This is a genomic window from Nocardioides marmoribigeumensis (genome assembly GCF_031458325.1).
GTDB classification, from domain to species: Bacteria; Actinomycetota; Actinomycetes; order Propionibacteriales; family Nocardioidaceae; genus Marmoricola_A; species Marmoricola_A marmoribigeumensis.
In genome coordinates this window covers 3,059,445-3,080,163 of record NZ_JAVDYG010000001.1, presented here as the reverse complement: position 1 = coordinate 3,080,163, position 20,719 = coordinate 3,059,445, and the positions used below count along the sequence as shown (strand labels likewise).

Genomic DNA, 20,719 nt, shown 5'->3' with positions numbered 1-20,719 from the left:
TCAGGCGACCTTCGCCCGCAGTCGGAGGGCGAGGTCGTCGCGCGTCTCGGAGAGCTTCTCGAGGAAGACGTCGAGCAGGTCGTCGAGGTGCCTCGGCACGAACGGCATGGCCGGGATGAGCAGCCGCAGGAAGACGTCGCGGTCGTGCAGCTCCCACCTCACCCAGCCGTGGTCACGGTTGAGCAGCCCGACCTCGACGGCCGCCGTTCGCCGGGAGTAGGCGCCATGCGCCACCCGAGCGATGACCTCGACGGCCGGCTGCTCGTCCCGAGCACGGACGAACACCGGCTGCCCGAGGTGCGGGATGACGAAGTCGCCGTCGTCGTCGGCCTTCGGCTCCGCCTGGTACTTCGCGCGGAGCACCTCGGCGACGAGCGCATTGAGCTCGGCCGGGCCGTCCGGGAAGACAGCGTCCGCGGAGACCACAGCGGGCGTCGCGACCGTCTCCTCGGGCACATCGCCGGTCGCGCAGAGCCCGAGCAGGTCGACGTGCTCCGCCGCCGGCCCCCACGCCTGGTGGGTGAGCAGCTGAGGGTGCGCCACGCCGAAGTGGTCGCGCAGCATCGTCACAACCTGGCTGGCCACCGCCTCGACGCCGCCGAGCTCGACCTCGACGAACCAGTTGGGCTCCCCCTCGTCGTGGCCGAGCCAGCCGAAGCCCGTCAGCACCGCCTGACCGGCACGGTCGAGGTGGAACTGCGGCCGGAGGTAGGCGTTGCCGGAGATCTCGGCCCGCACCATCAGCCCGTCGCCGAACGCCGCGAACTGGGCGTAGGGCGGGCAGCCGCACCCGTCGTCGTACGGGTCAGGCACCTCGAGCAGCAGGTGGTCCTGCTCATCGGGGTCGGTCATGCGGACCAGGTACGCCGAGAGCCCGGCCTCTAGCTGGTTCCACAGCTCGTCGAGCTCGGCGTCGCGGCGGTTGGTCTCACTAGTGTTGTCGTTCATCTGAACCCCCCTTCGTGTCGTCCGAAGGTAGGCCCACCCTCCGACTCAACCCGCGGCGTCGAGCCCTATGATGAGATCGCAGGGCGATCCACGTGGGGCAGTGCCTGGCGCTCCTTCGCACTGAGCGTGAGCTCACCGGACTCCTTCGTCACCGCTCGCACGACCAGGTCCCGACCCGGACTCGGGAAGCGACGGTCGAGAAACTCGAGTCCCCGCAGCAGGATCTTGCGCCGGGCCTCCCACTCGGTCGCCTCGCGCGACCGGAGCTCGTGGTGCAGGTTCTGCTCGTTGACCACGCTGGCGAGGGCCTGGGTCACGACCTGCCTGAGTTGATCGGCCTTGGAGGGCATCCGTAGACGCTCCTGCACGAGCACGGTAGCGAGGACACCGCGCATCGCGGAGGCCAAGCGCTCGGGGCTCTGCTGGGCGAGCTGCTCGGCGAAGCGGACGAAGGCGCGCATCTCCGCTGCCTGCTCGGCGCCAGACGCGGCAATGCCCGCGCCGACCAGGGCGGAGCCAGCCCCGGAGGCCGCGGCGATCGTGATCATGCCGCCCACCATCCCGCCCGGACCGAAGCTGGCCAGCGTCGAGGTCAGGAGTGCGGCGCCGGCCAGCCCCGTGGGCGCCGCAGCCATGACGCCGACCCCGGTCGCGGCGAGAACCAGCGCTCCGCCCAGAAGCAGGAACCCTCGGAGCGAGGAGTCACCAAGGGCGTCCTTGGCGTCCTCGAGCGACTCCAGCAGTGCTGTCGCAAAGCGCTGGTCGCTGAGGTCGCTGCCTCGCCGGCGGACCCGGTTGAGCAGGGAAACGAGCGCCTCGCCCTGATGGTCCCGATGAATGTCGAGACGGAACGGCGGCACAGGCGACCCCAGCAGCAGGCCGATCACGAGGGGGACGAGCTCCTGGTCGTCCCACTGCCCCTCCACCAGGTGGGCAGCGTGGTCAAGGAAGTCACTCTCGGTGGGTACTGGGTGCGCGTCGGGCTGCTCGAGCACCTGGTCATTTACGCCGTCGAGGAGCCGACGCACCGACGTCGACCGCGCCGTGTCGAAGCGACCGCGCCACCGTGTCCTGCGGTCGCCGCACGTCAGGGAGAGCTGACGGGCATAGGCCGAGGCCAGGAGGAAGGGCATCCAGGCGGATCCCCGAACTCGGTCGGGCAACGAGTCGGAGGTGGATGCTTTCGGCGTTGGGACGCCGTACAGCGCGTCGCCGACCAACGCGCCCAGCACCGGCAGCGACAGGTAGGCACTCGCCGCGTGGTTGCTGACCAGCCGGTGCAGGCTGCCCACGTGAACGGCCGCGTCGACGGCTTCAGGATGGAGGTGGGCCACGCCGAGACCACCGCTCACCGGATCGAGGGAATCGAAGACGTTGACCCAGGACTTCACCCGATCGTGCGGAAAGTCCCCACCCGGCTTGATGAACGGCCAGAAGCTCGCCAACGAAAGCGGGCTCCCGATCGTGATGAGCCGGTCGACGGTGAGGTCGGGCGGGAGCTTCTTGAGCAGGTCCAGCATCACGACCGAGCCGAGGCTGTGGGCGACGATGACCGCCCGGCCCTGGTCCGGCAGCTGTCCCACCACAGAACGTCCGACACTCGCCCGCGCGCGGGCGTCCGTGCGATAACGGCGCGCCTCCTCACGCAGCAAGCGCGACAGCTTCTCGACAGCCCCCGCCAGGAGCGGTGCACCCGGCTGCAGATCCTCCAGGCCGAACAACGGCGGGTCGTAGCGATGCTGGACGAGCAGTCGTTCGGCCGAGTGTCGCCCTCGCTGGAAGTCGGCGTGGGCCGCCGCGTCCGATCGTCCGTGCCAGGTCTCTGCCGGCGGCTTGCCGTCGGTCGGCTCGGTCAGGCTGTTCTGATACCGGATCGACATGATCTTGATCCCGGACTTCTCCGGTCGGGAGTGTCCGGCGCGGACCATGGACTCGCTGAGCGGCCCGAGCCAATTCTCACGGGAGATCATGCCGCCCACGCCGTGCACGAAGACGAGGGTCTGTGTCTGTCCGGTCATCTCGCTTCCGCCCCGTTGAAGCGTCTCAATGTCTTGTTCTTGCGCGCACTGCCCTCGTCGGCCACGCCCCCACCCTTCTTCCGAGTTGGTCTAGCCAAGCCAATCGGCGCCGTGCTGGCAAGACCACCCGGTCGGGCTGGCGGGGAGCCAAGTCTCGGAGTCGCTGACCTTCAGTGCCCCTTCAAAGGATCCGAGGGCAAACCCACCGTCCAACTCCCCGACGCATCATTGAGGCCGGTCTGCACACAGACCGATGAAAGCCCCCAACTCGAGCAGACCGTGAACACTGGAAGGCATGAAGGAGGTCAGCAACGACGACCTGATCATGATGGCCTTCCACTGCGCGCGCGACACCGCGACATTCACCCGGTTCCGACTCAATAGAAAGCCCATTCCTCGCGGTACGTCACCGTGGGACGAGGCCGTCATCGTTACGATCGCGACCGGCGCTTCCTGCCCCTGGAACTTGTCGACCGTCCCGACCCGCACACCATCGAAACCCGCGCTTCGGAGGGCGTCTCGGACGCAAGCCACCTGTGCGTTGTAGGGCGCGACGACGAGAATGTCGGCCTCCCTGAGCGGCCGCGGAGCATCGCCATCGGCCGGGTCCGACCAGCTCCGTCCCAGGTGAGCCTGGACTTGGCGGACAACCTCAGCAGCCTCCTCGACCGACTCGACTCTGTTGCCGGTGTGGTCCACCTCGACCACGGTCAACCCCGGCTCGGTCCCGTCGAGCGTGCGATCCGACGCGCAATCAGCCGACTGAAGCCGCCCGTCGTACGACAGGGCCGAGACCTTCGCCGACAGTGCTGGGTGCATACGGAACGTCTCGCCGAGGAAATAGCCCAACCCACTCGGAATCGTGTCGTGTCCGTTCATCAGCCACCCGAGCGCAGACTCGTCGACCGGCTCGGCGTGGGTTCCCTGGCTGACCTGAGGAAGTTGCTGAGGGTCGCCCAGCAGGAGCAGGCGCTGAGCCGCGACCGATGCTCCGAGGGTGAACGCCAGGGAGAACTGGCCGGCTTCATCAATCACAAGCAGGTCCAGGGTTCCGCGCGGGACCGTGTTGGGATTGGCGAAGTCCCAGGCAGTCCCGCCGACCACGCAGCCGGAGGCGGCATGGTCCTTCAGGAACTTCGACACGTTGCTCAGGGGGGTCCAGGTCGGGTTCTTGCTCTTGGTCTTCGCCTTTCCCACGAGCGTGGCATCGACGCCGGCCTTCACGATCGCCCCGAGCATGTGCTCGACGACGGCGTGAGACTGCGCGACGACCCCGACCCGCCAGCCGTGGCGCTCGACGAGCTCCTTGACGACGCGCGAACCGGTGTAGGTCTTCCCGGTACCCGGCGGTCCCTGAATCGCGACATAGGAGTCGGTCATGTCCGTCAACGCGGCCACCACGTCATCCCTAGCGATCCCGCTCGCGGGTAGCGCACCAGCTGAACTGAGTCGCGGAGAGCGCCGCGCCATGAGGTCGAGCACAGCGCTCCCAGGCAGCGAGCCGGCGCCTTTGGCAGCAATGCCAATCTCCCGGCTGGCTGCCTCGAGCCAGGCGGTCCGCGGCGGCGCAGCAGGGACCAGGGCAACTGGCAGGTCCTCGAAGGTGTCCGACGGCTCCCTCGACTCCGTCAGGAGCACGACCCGAGGATCGTCGTCGTCCAGGGCGAGCGCGCTGCAATCGGCAGCGGCGTGGGGCGCCCCGTCCGGTCCGTAGGAACCTGGCGGGGCCGGGGTGCGGTAGGCGACGCGCGCCTGTGAGCCCGGCTTGCTCCCCGGCATCCAGTCACCAACCAGGCGGACGATGCGGCGCTCGTTCTTCGCTGTCCCACCGGGCAGGGTCCAGTCTTCGACGACCTCCGCCGATTCCACGATGAACACGTCACGTGCGGACTGCCACTCGCTGAGCGGGTTCGACAGACGCTCAAAGTGCTCCCACCACTGCTGCTTGGACTCCCGCTGGTGATAGCCCAGCGCCGTCGCGAGCATGGCGTAGACCTGCTCCTCGGGCGTGCGCTTCGCAGGCAGCTCAGGTCCGGATCGTGCCATCAAGTCGACGAACAAGGGATCGCCTCCGGCGACGAGCTCCTCGCCCTGGATGTCCTTGATCCGAGGGACGATCTGGTCGCGAACGCCCGCTTCGTCGGCGCGCTGCAGCAGCCAGTCGCGCAGCCGCAGCGTCGAGAGGCAGTCGTACTCGTTGTAGTCCGCGAGCGCCTCAAGTCGGTTGGCTGCCCCCTCGGGGTCCGACCCGACCCACTCGCGATACTCGTGATAAGCCACAACCGAGGCTCCGCCGTCGCCCACCGCATCGTCGTCGTCCGAGCGGAGTTCGTCGCCCATATAGAGCGGCTCCAGCTTCTTGATGCTGTACGACGGCTGGCCGACGCGGACGCTTCCGCGCACAGTCGCATACAGGTCCACGAAGACCTCCGACCGGAGCAGGTCGTCGAGCTCCTTCTCCATCACCTGGTAGCGCATCGCGAGGCGCTTGAGCGCCGTCGTCTCGTAGGGCGCGTAGTGGTAGATGTGCAGATCGGGGAACTGTGCGCGCCGCTGGACGACCAGTTCCATGAAGGCGACGAACGCCGCCTTCTCCTCAGCCGAGGTGTGCGCCCAGACCGGGACGTAGTGGCCGGAGGCATCGAGGATGCCCCAGAGGTACTCCAGCCCGAGCTTGCTGAGGTCGCCCTCGTCGTAGAGTGGGTCGCCCTCGAAATCAAAGAAGAGGTCGCCCTCGGAGGGCGCGGGCAGCAGCGAGAGCATCGTGGGCGCCGACTCGAGGAGCTCGTACTCGACCGGACCGTCGGGACCCGCCTGAGACTGCTTCCGCTGCAACGCTGCCTGCGAGCGCAGCTTGTCGAAAGTGGCCTGCGCCATCGCTTCAGGCTTCTCTGCCGCGGTCGCGAGAGCTGCGGTCGTCAGGATCCCGGCAGCCCTCAACTTCGTGCGCTGGTCCAGGCGTAGACCGGCCACCAAGAAGGGGTCGTCCGCTGAGTTGATCGCAGCCGCGCACTCCGGGCACCGCCCACAAGCGAGGTAGCGCTCGTCCCCCCAGATCACCGGCTGGCCCTCGGTCTGGTGCTCGCTCAGGATGGCGCGGAGTCGAGCGCGGCGCTCCTTGAACACGGGGACGATGTCGGTCACCGCAAAGTCAGTCCGCTCGCCATTTCCCAGGAGGAGCGAAACCTCGGGAGCCAGCTTCAGTCCGAGCGCCTGAATCTGGTCGGCGTACGCCCCGAGCTGCAGCAAGGCATTCGGCTTCGCTGAGCGCGCCAACTTGGCGTCGCAGACCACCCAACCGTCGTCACTGCGCTGAACGAAGTCTGCGTAGCCGAAGAACTCGCCGTCGAAGAACGCAGCTTGGTAGACGATCTCCGGCTCAGCCTCGAACGCGGCGAGCGTGGCGTTCCGAGCAGCGACGAGCTTCGCCGCCGTGTAGGGCAAGACCACCGGCTCGAGGCCGATGACTTGGCCCGCAGCCTCGAGCGCCGCCAGCCACTTTTGCTCATGCAGGTCCCCCAAGGCTGCGATGTGGTCGAGAAGCGGATCCGCTGGTACCTCAGCCTTCGCGGCCCGCCCGAGCTTGTGGTCCAGCGTCCTGAGGAGGGCGTACTCGCACGTCACCGCCGCCGTGAGGTCCGAGGCACTCCAGTGGACCTGGTCGTCGAGGTGGAACATGCGTGGCCTTTCGGACGGAAGTGGGCCTTACCCTGCGCGGGCCCGACCGTAAGGCCCACCCCCGACACAACCCTGCCGAGGCTCTGAGCGTCAGCTGGCCAAGAATGCCTGATAGCGCCTCTCGAGCCTGTCGACGTCCGGTCGCGCCGCCTTCACCTTGGGGATCGCCATCAGGCGTTGATCGTGCATCTCCTGCAGTCCGTGGCGCAGCATCGGCCCATCTACTTCAGCCAGGATGTCTTCACGGACGTGCAGCGTCAGGTCTGGTCGGATTCCGAGAATGCGGCCGTCGTACGCCGCGTGGTGGATCTTGCAGAGCGCCAGCCCGTTAGGCACGACCGGAAGCCCGTCGGGCTGACCATCCGCAATGATGTGCGCCGCATCGAGCAAAGAGTCATGGCGAAGTGCGCAGACAGCACACCGAGTCTCGTACGCGAGCATGATCTGCGTTCGGAAGACCCGTTGGTGAAGGCGCGCTTTGGTAAGCCGCTCAACGTAGGCGCGGGAGTCCGGGTCTGAGGTCGCCGCTGGGCTCAGGAAGCGCTGAGCGGGGTCCACCGCAAGAGCGAACTGCAGCTGCGCCGGCTCATCATTGACCACCCACACGGGGTAGATGGGCTCATAGACACCCTCGGCCACCCCCACGAACCAGATGAGCGGGAGCTTCAACTCACCAGCGCGCCGCAGTGCTCGATTCTCAGCGTGGTTGGGGTCGTCGCCACGGTATTTGTAGCGCTGCAGCCCGTCGGGACCGATCGAGTCTGCGTACGGCGGTGTGCCACCGGGTGGGGTGAAAGTGGTACGGATCGCTAGCGCCGCCTGCATGCCTGCTGGCTTACGGATGCCGCGTTGGCGGTCCATGAGTGGGATCTGGACACCGTTGTATTTAAAGTCGCGCAGCCAGTTGTAATCCACGCGCGGAGCCGGACGCTGGTCCAACCACTGCATAGCTGCGGCGCGCGCCGCACGCTCCTCAGCTGGCTCCATCGCGACCCCCGATCGTCACTCAGGCATGCTGACAGCTCGTCCGGCCAATGTCACGATCTCGACCTGTGAGGCATGATGGGCGAGCAACACGCAGCGAGTCCTCTCGGAGACACTCATGGGTTGGTTGGTCCACTCACCTCATGTGGGCGTGAAGGCTTGGTACCACGAAACCAATGCCTGTGCTCTTCTGCAGGCTCGCGCTCGGGCTAGAGATGGATACTCTCCCAGTCTGGTCGAGATCACCGCCGAGGACGCCGGGTCACGATCAGCCATCGTTTGCCGGGCCTGCAAGGACGTAGCGTCGCCGCGGACGCACCGACGACGTGTAGTTCCGAGTAGGACGACCCCAGCTCCGCCTCTGCCGCGACGCACGCCTCCCCCACCCCCGCCCGCAGTTGCCAGATGCAAGATGTGCGGCTTCAAGGCAGAGCCCGGCAAGGACCGGTGCACTAGTTGCTCCGACCCGCTCCACGAGTAGGGATCGACGCCCGGGTTTGACGGGTCAGCGCCCACCACTAATCACCGAAGAGATCGAAGACCTCCGCGTCCGAGACCCCCAGCTCCCGTCGCAACCGATCGATGACATAGGGCCATAAGGGTGGCGCCACGCTTTGGCGCACGCTCTGAGCCAGAGACGCCGCCACGCTCTCCGACACGACCCGCGCTAGGGCATCTCCAGGATCTCCCGCACCAGGCTCTCGTAAGCTCAACCCGTTCGTACCGCGAGGGGATGCGCTCGCAGTGCCGGAGCTAGCGTTCGTCGACTCCGTCGTGGCTGTGTCCTCCGTCGGGGTCTTGAAGCGGGTGGCGAGGAGCGTCTCGGCGCCCTCCGAAGGCTCGACGGCTTCAGCTACGACCTCGAACAATCCGTCTTGATCCCCGGAGCCCTCCGTCAACGGCGGCGCCAGCGAGGGAGCGACTGCAGCGGCCGCTGCAGTCAGCGGAAGTGCCGCGCCGACATGCACGACTGAGAGGTAACGCGTCGTGCGGGTCAGGGCCACATAGAGCAGCCGGAAGCCGCTCGGAGACTCGGCCACGATCTCTTCAGGCTCGACCACAATCACGGCGTCGAACTCAAGCCCCTTCGCCTCCTCGGGGCTAACGACATTGATCGACTTGCTCAGATTGCCCTTCGCTGCGTCACTCCAGACCACGTCTCTGTCCGTCAGCTCGGTCACGAGGTCGTCACGCAAAGATAAGGGACAGACGATCCCCACAAAGAGCCCGCGGCTTGCGAACTCCTGAGCTTCTTTGATCACCAGCTCATGACGGTTATCCTCGTCCGCCGCCACCAAGCGCGGGTCCGCGGGCCCGCGCCGGACGACCCGCGGAGCCACCACTCCGGGGGCGGCTAGTGGCAGCAAGCGTGCGGCCAACTCAAATACCTGTTGCGGGACGCGGTAGCCCAGGTGGAGGTCCCGCTTCGCTACCGGCAGGTCTTGGCGCAGAGCACCGATAACCTCGTCCCAAGAGTCCCGCGCCCAAGGGCCCGTGGACTGTGCGATGTCACCTACGACCGTCATGCTTCCGCTGACCGATCGCCGACGGAGAGAGCGCAGTTGCATCGGTGACAGGTCCTGAGCCTCATCTACGACGATGTGACGAAACCGCCTGCTGGTGCCGCTGATGAGATGGTCGGCTTCGTCGAGGAGCGCCACGTCCGCGTCGCTCCACTGCTCATCGGCAGCACGCTGAGCGGCCGACCTCAGCAGCCGGTTGACATCACCCGCAGTGAACTCGTCGCCGGCCGCTCCGACGAGACGCTCGCGGGAGCCGAATAGGTCTCGCAGGAACTGTTGAGCCGTCAGGGACGGCCAAATCCGCTCTGCTGCGGCATCGAGCTGGGAGGGGCTGAGCTGGTCGCCGGTTTGGGCGTTCAACCAGCCTCGGAAGGCAGTCCGACCCGAGTTGTAGCCCCCCGGCGACTGCAGGAAGCGACGTAATTGGGGTTCGACTTGGCTCCGGGTGATGGTGGCGCGCTGTCTACCGGAACCCACGTCAAAGGACTCGGATCCTGCCGGGAAGCGCACTCTCTGGCGCAAAGCTACGGCGAGCAAGCCTGCCATCCTCGCTGCGCCTTTGAGTCGGGCGACGTCGACGTCCTCTGCACGTCCGGTGCTGCTCTGAGGTCCGAGGGAGCGAACGTCCTGATGTTGGACGTCGGCGTCTCCCAACCCGGGGAGGACGTTGCGGATATAGCGCGTGAAGGTGGGGTTCGGCCCCACCACCAGAACGTCCTCGGGGCTAAGAGTCCCGAGGTGGTTGAACAACAACCAGGAGACGCGGTGCAGGGCAACGGCGGTCTTGCCGGTGCCTGGTCCGCCTTGGATCACAAGCAACTGACCGAGTTCGGAACGAATGAGCTCGTACTGCGCCTCGTGGATGGTCTGCACGATGTCGCGCATCTCGCCCGTGCGATCCTGCTGCAAATCGCGCAGCACGGAGTCGTCGATGCCCTCCCGCTGAGCCTCGGTCAGCCCGCCGACGGCCGCGGCTAGCTCGGCGAAGATCGCTTCCTCGAAGCTGACAACGCGATTGCGGTCGGTCTCGAACTTACGGCGTCGTAGCACTCCACAGGGATCGTCCACCGACGCCTGGAAGTACGGCGCCGCTGCCGGCGCCTGCCAGTTGATGACGAGAAGATTGCTCTCATCGTCACTAATGGCGTGGCGTCCGACATACCAGGTCTCGTCCTCCTGGTCGAAGCGGCCAATCGCGACCGGCTCGTCCGGATCAGCCAGCTTAGCTAGCCGCTCCTTCGCCCCCTTGTTGACCGCTGAGGCTGCTGCGCGTCCCCCCGCGGCGGCCTCGTGAGCCGATGAGAGCGTTCGTCGCGTGTCCTCGCGGGCCTCCCAGGCTCGGTCGAAGTAGTCCTGCTCGAGCTTGATCTCATCCGCAGTCGCGGTCACGACTCGTTACCCCCTTGGCTACCGAGAACTACGCCAGGCGATCAACCCTGTCAGGAAAAGCGGGCTGTTGGAAGATGCTCTCCGAGATACCCCACGTAGACCTTGCCAGTCTTGCCGGAGCCGTCATGGAAGTGAAGACGCGGGCAGGGCGAGCCTCGTTTCACGACTTTGATGTGCGCCGGCATGTAGAGACGTTGGCCGGGCTCGACCTCGGTCGGCACTCGGAAGGTGCGTGCGTCGCGAAGGTCGGGCCGATTGGCCACCGTTTCACTTTCGACTAGGGCGACTGCGGTGGCAGAGATCGCTGGTTCTCCCGACGGGACGTCTTGGCACCACGCATAAAAGTTGTTGGAGAAGCGTCCCTCTGAGCGTGCTCGCGCGTAGGCGTCGAGAGCGATGAGCGCGCTCCACGCTTTGATCGCATAAAGCTGGGAGGCGCCTGCTAGGTCCAGCTCCGCCGCGGTCTCATCAGTGTCGCCCACCCACAGATGCTCGCTCAGGTGCTCTCTGGCCAGCAGAAGGACTTCCGCGACCGAAGGAGGCGCATCGGGAAGAGCGAGCGGCGTCTGTTGCTCAGAGGACTCGATCTGGCCTCTTAGGAGCCAGCGAGCCCGCCGCTCGGCTCGGTCAGCCAGTTCAGCGGCCTCGGTCGCCTCCAACAGCGTCTCATCGAGCTGGCGGCGCGCGTCGGCGAGCTCGGCCGTCAGCTGGTCGACTTCGTCCTGCGAAGTGGACAGCAGCTGATCCAGTAGCTCACGGTCGCGACGGACTTCCTCGAGCTGAATGGAGGCGGCACCCACATGATCGATGGGCGGAGCGGAGCCGGAACGCACCACCTCGACGAGCTCGGAAAGCGCGTGATCGAGCTCGTCCACCTCACCAGCGTCGGTCGTGGCCGACGCCCGCCGGCCGAGCGCCTCGCGGATGGCGGCGACACGCTGCGTGAACCAGAGCTTGGGCACCGAGAGGGTGTCCGCGACATCAGCCTGGCTTGGTACGACCGGCTGGGGCGGCGCACTGGTTGGGATTGATGGGCTGGACTCGACAGGGCGGGGTGAGGGCTGCGTTTGCTGCGCTGAGCTCACGAGGCGGAGCGGCGCCGCCCGATGTGTCGACAGCTCCAGGATCTGGTCCTTGACGGCGGGGAAGGCGCGCGCCTTGAGCGCCTTGAGAGTTGCCCGTCCCAGAACCCTGTGGCGCAGGGGTACATCGTGCTCGCCGCCGACACCAGCGAGGTACGTGCGCAGCGACCCGCCGTAGACGGCGTAGTCCGGCGGTAGAGACTGAGCCAACCGGTCTGTCGCCTCACCGCTAGCCAAGATGAACACCGCAGCGACGCCAGCTAAGTCCCGAGCGAGCCGGCGGGCCAGCTGGTCCTGGTCGTAGGCGGACTGTCCGTCATGGGCGAAGACAACAATGGGGATCTGACGAGTAGGCGAGAGGATGTAGCGCCCGAGCTCAGCCACCTGACCAGTTGTGACAGTCCATGCCTCAGCTGTCAGCGGCACCTGGTCATCAAAGGCTTCGCCAGCGGCTAGGAGGTCACGCAGAACTCGCGGGCTACCGGGTCTGATCGGGGGTTGGGTGCCGACTGGTTCGTGCTCGAGGTCGAGCCATACCCAGGGGCGACCCTCCTTGCCGTCGGACTCGCTGGTCCAGGCGAGAGTCGTGACCCAGCGAGCCGACTCCGACTCCTCGACCAGCCGGAGCCTCGTCAGGACTCCCCCTGTCGGGAGGTCGAGAGCGGACCTGGCCACCCACGCCATGTCGCCACCGCCGTCGGCCTCCAAGGCCACCCCGCTCGCCGGAACGTCCTCGGGCGGACTGAAACCCTTCGAGCTCAACCACGAGCGGAAGGCGGGCAGCACGGCCTCGACGATGCGACCGTCCGCGTCAGAGAACACCGAGCGATAGACGAGGGTCATTGCTTCTCGAAGCCGGACTGGTCGAACTTCAGCGTGCGGGCGTTCTCCGACACCGTGCGGACCCGGCTCTCGCTGAAGCCCAAGGAGTCAGTTGCCTCAATCTCGATGCGAACGGTGACCTGGGTGTTCTCTCCCGAGCGGAGATGAGCGAGCACTTCGTCAGCAACATTCTTGAACTCCAGCGCGATCTTCTCGGAGTTCAGCGTCTTGACGCCATAGAAACGAGTCCAGGCGATGTCAACAGGCTTGGGCGTGTCGGGCCTCGGACCCGGATGATCCGGCCGCGGATCTGGGTCGGGGTCAGTGCGCGGCTCGTTCCGCTTCTGATTTTGCGCGACTTCGGGACGAACGAGCAGGAGCGAGTCCTTCGCGACAGGCGCAGCCTCCTTGTCTTCGGGAGTCCACAAACCTACGTAGCGGCCGGTCTCCTCGTCGAAACCGACGGCCAACGCGAAGGCATCGGTTTGCCACAGCATCGGCAGGTCCACGATGCCCTCGTTGAGCACCCTCCGGTCCCTGAGCCGGGGCATGTATGGGTACTGGCTGTAGAGGCCCCACAAGGCGCCGAGGGAGACGTGGCCGTCCTTCCAAATCTGGGGAACCTTGCCGATGGCGAGCCGAATCGTCGCCGCCGCCTGTCGGGTGGACAGATCACCGTCATTCCCGAGCCGACGAGACACCCTGTCCGCCAGCGAGTCTGACTGTCCCTCGACCTTGGTCTCCCGGATGAGGAACGGCGCGCCCGGGTCCGGCTGGGCCGGCACGAGCGCCCACGTGAACGTTTGGAGCAAGCGCGAGGTGACCGTCTGGTCGGCCTGAGTCGCCCGTTGCGATGCCTGATTCTTCTGGTTCTGCGTGAGGTCGAGATCCGCTTCGTTCGACAAGACGTGCTTCCAGCCGAGGTAGTCGCGGGTGGCGTTATCTAGTTCTTCGAGCCGAGCCTCATCAGCCGCGAGAAATACCAAGGCATTGCGGTGGGTGCGGTTCGAGCTGCCGCGGTGCTCGGTCGCCTTGTGAGCAAACTCCTTGGCCGCCGACTCTGCCCCACGCTTATGCGCAACCTTGGGGTGCAGGATGACGAGACGAGCTTCGTCGGTATCGGGGATGTCGGCGTTGGACTCGGGGCACACGTGCACGCCCGCGAAGTCACCGCGCTTGCGGCCCTGATCCTGGAGCCGTCGGACAATCTCGGCCCAGACGTCTTCCTTATGGAGACGCTCAGCCTGGTCCTTGGCTGTGCGGGTGATGTTGGGCTGGACGTCGTACCAGTACTTGCCGGAGCCCGAATAGAAGTACGTCGCGCGGTCGCCCAGCTGTGTTAGGGCAGAGTGGAAGTTACCCGGGACATCGCCCGGGATCGCGGTCCCGAGGAACACTCGCTGAGTGCCGATCCCCTTGTGGACAGAGCCGGGAGCAATCGTCGGCGCAGCGCCGAAAAACACCGTGCGAGCGAGACGTTTGGTGAGCGCGCGCTGGCCAAAGAGCGGCTTCTCTTTATCGATGCGGGCCGGCTCTGATTTGGGGCCGTCGACGTCCGCATCAATGATCGTCTTCCAGGAGTCCTGCAGATACTGCGTGAGCTCGGCGTTCACGTTCGAAGTCGCCAGCGGGATGGACCCGGGCATGATCAGCGGCGACTGATCCTCTCCGGTCCACAGGGCGTGGATGACGGTGCTCATCAGGCGGAGGACACCGCGAGTCCGCTGGAAGCGCTCTAGCGACGACCATTCCTCGTAGAGGGTGTCGAAGAGCTCCGGGTGGATCGGGTAGGTCCGCTTGATCCGGTCCTCGTAGGCACTGTCGCGTGCTTCGCGCGGGAAGTCGTCGGAGTACTTGCGGTACATCTCCACGTACGTCCGAGCTGTGGCGCCGATGGCTGCCAGCGCAGCGGCATCGGGCTGCTTGAAGAGCCGTTGCTTGACGATGTGGTAGGCCTCGTCAGACGACGCGGGGCGCCATTGATCCGCGACACGGCGGACCACGTTCTGGAGGCGCTTGAGAGCTTCCAGGCCGTTCTGGCCACCGACCTCTTCGGCGTTGCCTGCAACGATCTTGTCCGTCGCGTCGCCGGTTTCCGAGGCCGGGATCGAGATGGCGAGCAGGACGCCCTTAGTGCCCTTGGCGGCCTCGGTCAGCGACTGGGCGAAGGTGAACTGGTCGTCGAACGTGCCCCCAGACAGGTCGTCACGGCCGACGAGCGAGCGGGCGTACGCAACCCATTCGTCGATCAGGATGACGGCGGGCGCGTACTTAGCGAGCAGCTCGTGGAGAGCGTCCCCGGGGTGGGTGCGGTCCCGGTCGGCCTTGGCCACAATCGCGTAGGCCTCGGGACCTCCGAGCTGCCAGGCAAGCTCGCCCCAGATGGTGTTGACATAGGTTCCGTCGTCCTTGGCCATGCCCGACGGGCTGAAGTGGTTTCCGACGACGGCGACACGGTTGACCTTCGTGCCGGTGTAGCCGCTCGCGTTCAGGAGTTCCTGGGTCTCCTGCGGGAAGTTGCCCACAGGAAGCCCGGCTGCCACGTGCCAAAGCGAGAGCATCGAGTGAGTCTTGCCGCCGCCAAAGTTTGTCTGGAGATTGATGACCGGCGAGGCGTTGTCGTCTCCTGCGAGCCGACGGACGGCACGGCCGATCAGGTCACGGAGACCTTCCGTTAGATAGGTACGCCGAAAGAACTCGACGGGATCGGCGTAGTCGGAGTCGACCTCGCCACCGGTGGCGACCTTGTAGAGGTCGGCAGCAAACTCGGAGGCATGGAAGTTGCCCGTGGCGACATCGTCGTGAGGCTGGAGGACCTCGCGCCAGGGCCGGAGGCCTGCGGCTTCGGGATTGTCAACGGCAGCCTTCAGGACCTTCTTGTCGTCCTTGTCGGCAGTGACGCGGCGCAGATTTAGGCGGATACCGCGAACCTCATCGGCTTCCTTGGCGGCACCGATCAACTTCAGCAGTCGTTCGCCGGTGTCGAGCGCTCGGTAGGCGTCGTCGTCGGTGAAGGTCTTGTTGTGCGCCCACTCGTTCCGGACCTCGCGGAGCTCGCTGGCAAAGGTCTCGCCAGTGCGGCCTATGGCCTGGTGGAACGGGTACCACCCCGGTTTGAAGCCCGCGGTAATGTTGCCCTCGGTAAGGATTCTGAACTGCACCTGGGGGTCAAGCGCGTCGTAGGTCTTCGTCGAGGGTGCGCCGTTCTTACTGTCCTTCGCCTGCACGAGCTTGGTCCAGACGGCGCCGAGGGCGGGGTCGCCCTGCCCAACGACGGTCGAGATGAAGTCATCAAGTGCCGGGGCGAGCACCTGGAACATGCGGTCGATGCGGTCGCGGTTACTCAACGCCATCGAAGTGGTCCTCCCCGTCGGTCAGGTCTTCAATCTCGAAGGCTGACGCGTCTTCGGTAGCCTCACCAGCCGTCAGGTCGCGCTGAACGTCCTTGCCCATTGCCTTTTCGATCAGCTGACAGAGAGCCTCTCTACGGGCTTCGAAAAAGCCGTTGAAGTCGTCGCTACGGAGCAAGTCAGCGTCGATAAGGTGTCCAGCCACGAGACCGTCCAGCTTGTGCGCGCCGACCTGGGCACGCTTCTCAATCTTGCCTAAGTACTCCGATGGGGCCACCCCGCCGATCGCGCGATTCGTATGCGCACCGATCGCGGTCTTGTTGACGATGCTGTCGCAGCGGGACCAGTCGATGCCGGCGGTCTCGCACCACTTCTGGGGGAAGATGTGGTGAATGTCGACGGCAAGATCGACGTACTGCACCTTGTCGAGAGCCTTGTCCTCCATCCAGTCACGTGCGCCCTGCGCCAGCACCAGCGCCGCGATTCCCTTGTACGCGGCTGCGCGCCGACTACTCAGCGAGAGCAGGCGGGACTCAACAAAGCTCGCGTCAGCGATCGTGCGCGGCACGGCTGCACTCGGATCTTTGACCCACCCCGGGACCGACTCGATGTCGCGCGCGAAACGGGTCTCGTTGGCACTGCCATAGAGCTCGCCGAGAATTCCGCACCAGAACCAGCGGATGATGCGCTCCTTGACCCCAATGAGGTCAGCGTCGGCGCCGAGGACGACCTTGATCGCGGCGAGCGGCACCAGTTGCTTCGCGTAGGGCACCTCCTTCGCCTTGAACACGTGCCGGTCGGCCAGGAAGGTCGCGGCCCAGATGAAGCCCGCTCGCAGCGAGTCCCGCCACTCGATGTAGTCCTTCAACGTCAGTTTCAACACGTCTTCACGCTTCGCCGACACAGCTGGGGGTCGGTCACCCGTGTGCGCTCGGTGCTGCTTGAGGGTGGTCAGCATGGTGACCGCTTGGAGGAAGTCTGTGCTGACGACGGTCTCGAGAACGGGCTGCGACTTCCAGTGCTCCTGCGTCTGGTGCCAGTCGTCGTTGAGCCGGAAGTCCTCACCGTGCTCGGCGTAGTAGTCCGCATCACCAGCGAACACAGACGTGAGGAGCTCGAAGACGTTGAGGGGCAGCCCACCCGTATTGACCTTCTCGAACACCGTCGCCACGGCAGACTTGCTGGTCGTTTTGTCGAGCTGGATGGCTGGGATGTCGTAGGTGTTCGTCGGCTGGATCACCTGCGCCATGAAGGCGGGCATGGTCGTCGCAACGTCGGGCAGTTTGGTGAGCCAGGTCGCAGCGCCGAGGGGATCGTAGAGCAGACGCAGCGGGAAGTGACGCTCTTCGAGCTCTTTATCCTCGGACGAGATGTCGAAGTCGATCTGCTTGCCGAAGTTACTGCGTATCGTCCCGTCGGCCGGAATGGATCTGACAGCTTCGTCCATCCGGTCGTCGCCCTGAAGAGCGAGATCCATGTCGAGGTAGTACTTGCGCTGCAGCTTCTGCCCGCGCGCGTCCTTGGTATTGACTACGCCGTCGCCTGTTAACGCCTGGGTAAGGGAGGTCAGTCGTTGCTGTCCATCGAGCAGCAGCCAGTCAGCCTCAACTCCGTTGGCCAGGGTTACCCCTTCTACTGCCCGAGGCTTGAATCGGACCTGATCGTTGCCGGTGGCCAGCATCATGACGGCTCCCATGGGGTGCCCGCGAAGCACAGTCACGAGCAGCTGACGAATCCGCTCGTCCTCCCACTTGTAACTGCGCTGAAAGTCAGGGAGCTGGATCTTCCCCGAGGTGGTCCACTTCAAGTAGTCGGACAATTCATGCTGCGGTGTCTGGAAAGCCATCAGTCCTCATCTCCCCCGTCGAAGTCGAACGCGCCCTGCTGCGCGGTGGGCTCATTCACGGACCGGGCTATCACGAGGATCTCGGGCCAAGTAGTGACCAGTGTGTTGAAACTGAGCGCATCCTTCGTCCACCCGTTGCCTTCAGCGATCCGGAACAGTAAGTGAGCGAGCTCTTTGATGAGGTCGGCGTCAACTGCGCCGTCGGGACGCGTAAGCGCACCATTAAGGAAGTCACCGGCCGGGGCGATGCCGTCTCGCTCTAGAACCTTAATCAGGTGGTGGAGAGCCTCCCAGTTGCTGGTGTGTGTGTCCTTAAGGATGTCGTAGTCCCAGCGGAGGCCGCCAGGCTTGACGAGTTGAACGCTGCCGGCGCGACTTGTGAGAATCTCGTCTCGCTCCATGACGTCTACGCTCGTGTTTCGCGCGCGCGCTAGGTTGTCCGCGTCACCGAACTTCCCGACGTTGTAGCCGTGTTGGCGGTACCACGCGATTGCAAACCGTGAGGGCGAGTCGAAGTCGCCTTCCTGCTCGTTCAACACCTGATCCAGAATCTCGTTGATCCTCGACAGCGCTGATCGAACCGTCATCTTCATACCGTCAGGCTCGAGCACCGCACCGAAGCGGCTGAAAACTGCCATCCCCGGTCCAATGGCCGCCTGTGGAAGATCGACCGGGGCGATCAGTCCCTGTTGAAGCTTTCGCAGCGCGGCGGGCAGCTCGGCCTCCAGCGCGGCAATGAAGCCGCGTCGATCCGTAGTCGGAGCGCCGTCGGGGCGAGGCCGCAAAGACAACACGATCGACGATGCGAGGGCGTTCGACTCCTGGCCCCGCATCCGATTACCGAGCTCACTCCGGGTCGGCCACGTAGACGTGATCATCCAGCCTGCGTGGATCATGCCTTCAAGGAGTGTCTCCCAGCCGGTCGATGCAGTTCCGGCCTCATCGCTGTCGCTCTGCTTGAACGCGTACCAGACCGTGATCGGGTATTCCGTGGATGCGGTCTCCCGAGCGTGTGCGAAGACATCCCTGAAGCCGTTCTCGAAGAACTCCCGCGCGCCCTGCTTGCCGTCATGACGGTATGGGTTAGCAACGAGCTCTTCGGCCTTCGGTACGAGCATCGTGGCGAGGAGATCTGGCTGCACCTTGCGCAAGGACCGTCGCAGCCACACATAGAAGAAGTCGGACAGGTCCGAGTAGCCGATGTTGTCGTAGTACGGCGGGTCCGTGCTGATGAGAACGCCGTCGTATGACCGGCTTGACGCATCCGCCTGGCGGACCTCGCCAATGGGTCCGCCGGTGTCCGCGATCGTCTTCACCAGGTTTCCGAGGCTCACCTCGTAAGCGCCTGCGGCCTTCCCAAATGGGCGAGTTTCGCCGAAGTCCCAAAGCATCGAGATCGCCTGACGACCGAACAGATTCCGGACCTGCTCCTTCGTGTTCTCCCAACGGCACAGAGCGTTGGCGATATCCGTCATTCGGCTCACGCCCATGCCGAGGTAGGTGGCGACGGCGTCGGCGTATGCGTCGGTGCCCCCGTCAGCGATGATGCGGGCGCGGGCCTCCGTAACTAGGTCGCTGAAGGTAGTCAGGGCCACGAGTTGACGGTTGGTGAATAGGTCCGCCCAGCTCTTCATGCCGTATGACTGGACCCGAAAGCCAAGAGCCTCGGCTGGCAACGGCGTGTCCGGGATGTCGTCGGGTCGATCAACGTCGGCTGCGTAACTGTGCTCGTCGGTGGGATCAACGTAGATTCGCTGACGGTTGCCCTCGGCAACGACGGCCATGAGCGTAACCCCGATGCGCCCTGCACGCCCTTCGGCGCGGACGTAGTTGAGGTCGACAGCGGCCTCGCAGGCAAGGCACACCGCTCCGGTCTTGGACACAGTGCCGTCACCGGCAGCGCTGGGGGCACCGGCCTTGTCGTGCCCGATCTCGAACCTCACTCGCTGCCCCGAAGGATTGCTGGTGTCGGGGACGACCACAGGGACGACATATGCCTCCTTGCCCTTCTTCTTGCCCAGCCACCACGAGCGGACGAGGGGCATCTCAATCCCGCACGCGGGGTTGGGACATGTGACGGTGCGGGCCCAGATCCAAGCGATGACTGGCGCCCTCCCGCCGTCAGGTAGGGCCGCTTGAGGGTAGAGGTGGCCGATACGCTTCTCCGCCTCGTCGCGCATCCACCGTCCGTAGGCACGCACGTCGGCGGCAAGCCCCTCTGCGCCCGTCCAAAGTCGGATCTCTGCATCGGCGAGGCCCGGATAGACCGGCGGCTGGCCCCGGAATGTCGGTGGGATCTCGATGAGCGCCTTGTTGATTAGCACTGCTACAGGGTTAAGGTCCGAGGCACGGGCTTCGAGACCGAGTCGCTGGGCCTCCAGCGGGATGGTGCCACCACCCGCGAACGGGTCAAGGATCGTCGGCGGCTCGCCGTCGGTGGATTTGAGAATCTCGGCGTGGGCCTCAGCGAGCAGTTTCTTGTCGCGGATGTTCTCCCACACCACGAGTCGCTCAATCAGGGAGTGCAGTCTCTCTCGCTCCTTGCGCTGAAGTTCCTCGGTGGGGAACTCGTCTGGGCGTGAGGACGGGTCATCGACCAGCTGAGCGAAGATCACCGCTCGAGCGGCGGCGAGCGGCCGCCGCGCCCACCACAGGTGCAGGGTCGACGGGTGGCCGTGCCGGATCGACTTCTCCCTAGCTGACTCCCTGTTGATGGTCTCCAGCGGCAATGCCACTTCGATTAACTTCCGCTTCTGCACCGACGTCCTCGTCCCTTTGCTCGTCCTCGACCCTGATCGTGCGGCTCTTCTTCGACCCTCAAATCAAAACCTGGTGGGCGCCAATGGTTGATTCGGGATCAACCAGGACAAGGCTGCGCCTCACCGCCTCCTCAAATCCGATCCCGGGATATGCGCGATGCGTCCAGCGCTGCCATCGCGACGGATGTCTGGGACCGTCTCCAAACTGCCAAACGGGCACGGCCAACTCTGACAGCTGACTAGCCAGCCAATCGACCTGTCCGCGGAACTGCGCGCGCGCTGCGCCGGAAGGCGGGGACGATCCGTAGCCGAGCAGCACC

Annotated in this window: 9 protein-coding genes; all 9 read right to left on the bottom strand. The window is 65.4% G+C overall.

Annotation, left to right across the window (positions count from 1 at the left end):
• The 9 genes from J2S63_RS14710 to J2S63_RS14670 all read right to left on the bottom strand — a co-directional run bounded on the left by J2S63_RS14710 (position 1) and on the right by J2S63_RS14670 (position 20,399).
• Positions 1-948, bottom strand: coding sequence for a TY-Chap domain-containing protein (locus J2S63_RS14710; RefSeq protein WP_310303702.1), 948 nt, complete (start codon positions 946-948; stop codon positions 1-3).
• A 65-nt stretch (positions 949-1,013) separates the two neighbouring features.
• Positions 1,014-2,966 carry a lipase family protein gene (locus J2S63_RS14705; RefSeq protein WP_310303700.1) on the bottom strand — a complete coding sequence of 651 codons (1,953 nt, stop codon included), beginning with the start codon at positions 2,964-2,966 and terminating at the stop codon, positions 1,014-1,016.
• Between the two features lie 225 nt (positions 2,967-3,191).
• Positions 3,192-6,644 carry a TM0106 family RecB-like putative nuclease gene (locus tag J2S63_RS14700; RefSeq protein WP_310303699.1) on the bottom strand — a complete coding sequence of 1,151 codons (3,453 nt, stop codon included), beginning with the start codon at positions 6,642-6,644 and terminating at the stop codon, positions 3,192-3,194.
• Positions 6,645-6,734: 90 nt separating this feature from the next.
• Entirely contained in the window at positions 6,735-7,559 is an 825-nt protein-coding gene (locus tag J2S63_RS14695; protein ID WP_310303697.1) for an HNH endonuclease, read from the bottom strand.
• Positions 7,560-8,146: 587 nt separating this feature from the next.
• A complete protein-coding gene (locus J2S63_RS14690; RefSeq protein ID WP_310303695.1) occupies positions 8,147-10,540 on the bottom strand; it encodes a HelD family protein in 2,394 nt (797 codons plus the stop codon).
• A gap of 50 nt (positions 10,541-10,590) precedes the next feature.
• Positions 10,591-12,465 (bottom strand): hypothetical protein, encoded by a 1,875-nt coding sequence (locus J2S63_RS14685; protein ID WP_310303693.1) that lies wholly within the window; start codon positions 12,463-12,465, stop codon positions 10,591-10,593.
• The gene (locus tag J2S63_RS14680) at positions 12,462-15,797 is read right to left on the bottom strand and encodes a Swt1 family HEPN domain-containing protein (protein ID WP_310303690.1); all 3,336 of its coding nucleotides are present in this window, start codon (positions 15,795-15,797) and stop codon (positions 12,462-12,464) included. Before J2S63_RS14680 ends, J2S63_RS14685 begins: the two co-directional genes overlap by 4 nt.
• The gene (locus J2S63_RS14675; protein WP_310303688.1) at positions 15,784-17,640 is read right to left on the bottom strand and encodes a GmrSD restriction endonuclease domain-containing protein; all 1,857 of its coding nucleotides are present in this window, start codon (positions 17,638-17,640) and stop codon (positions 15,784-15,786) included. The genes J2S63_RS14680 and J2S63_RS14675 overlap by 14 nt, the downstream gene beginning before the upstream one ends.
• Complete coding sequence (locus J2S63_RS14670; protein ID WP_310303685.1) at positions 17,640-20,399, bottom strand: DUF1156 domain-containing protein; 2,760 nt, start codon at positions 20,397-20,399, stop codon at positions 17,640-17,642. Before J2S63_RS14670 ends, J2S63_RS14675 begins: the two co-directional genes overlap by 1 nt.
• Between the last annotated feature and the right edge of the window lie 320 nt (positions 20,400-20,719).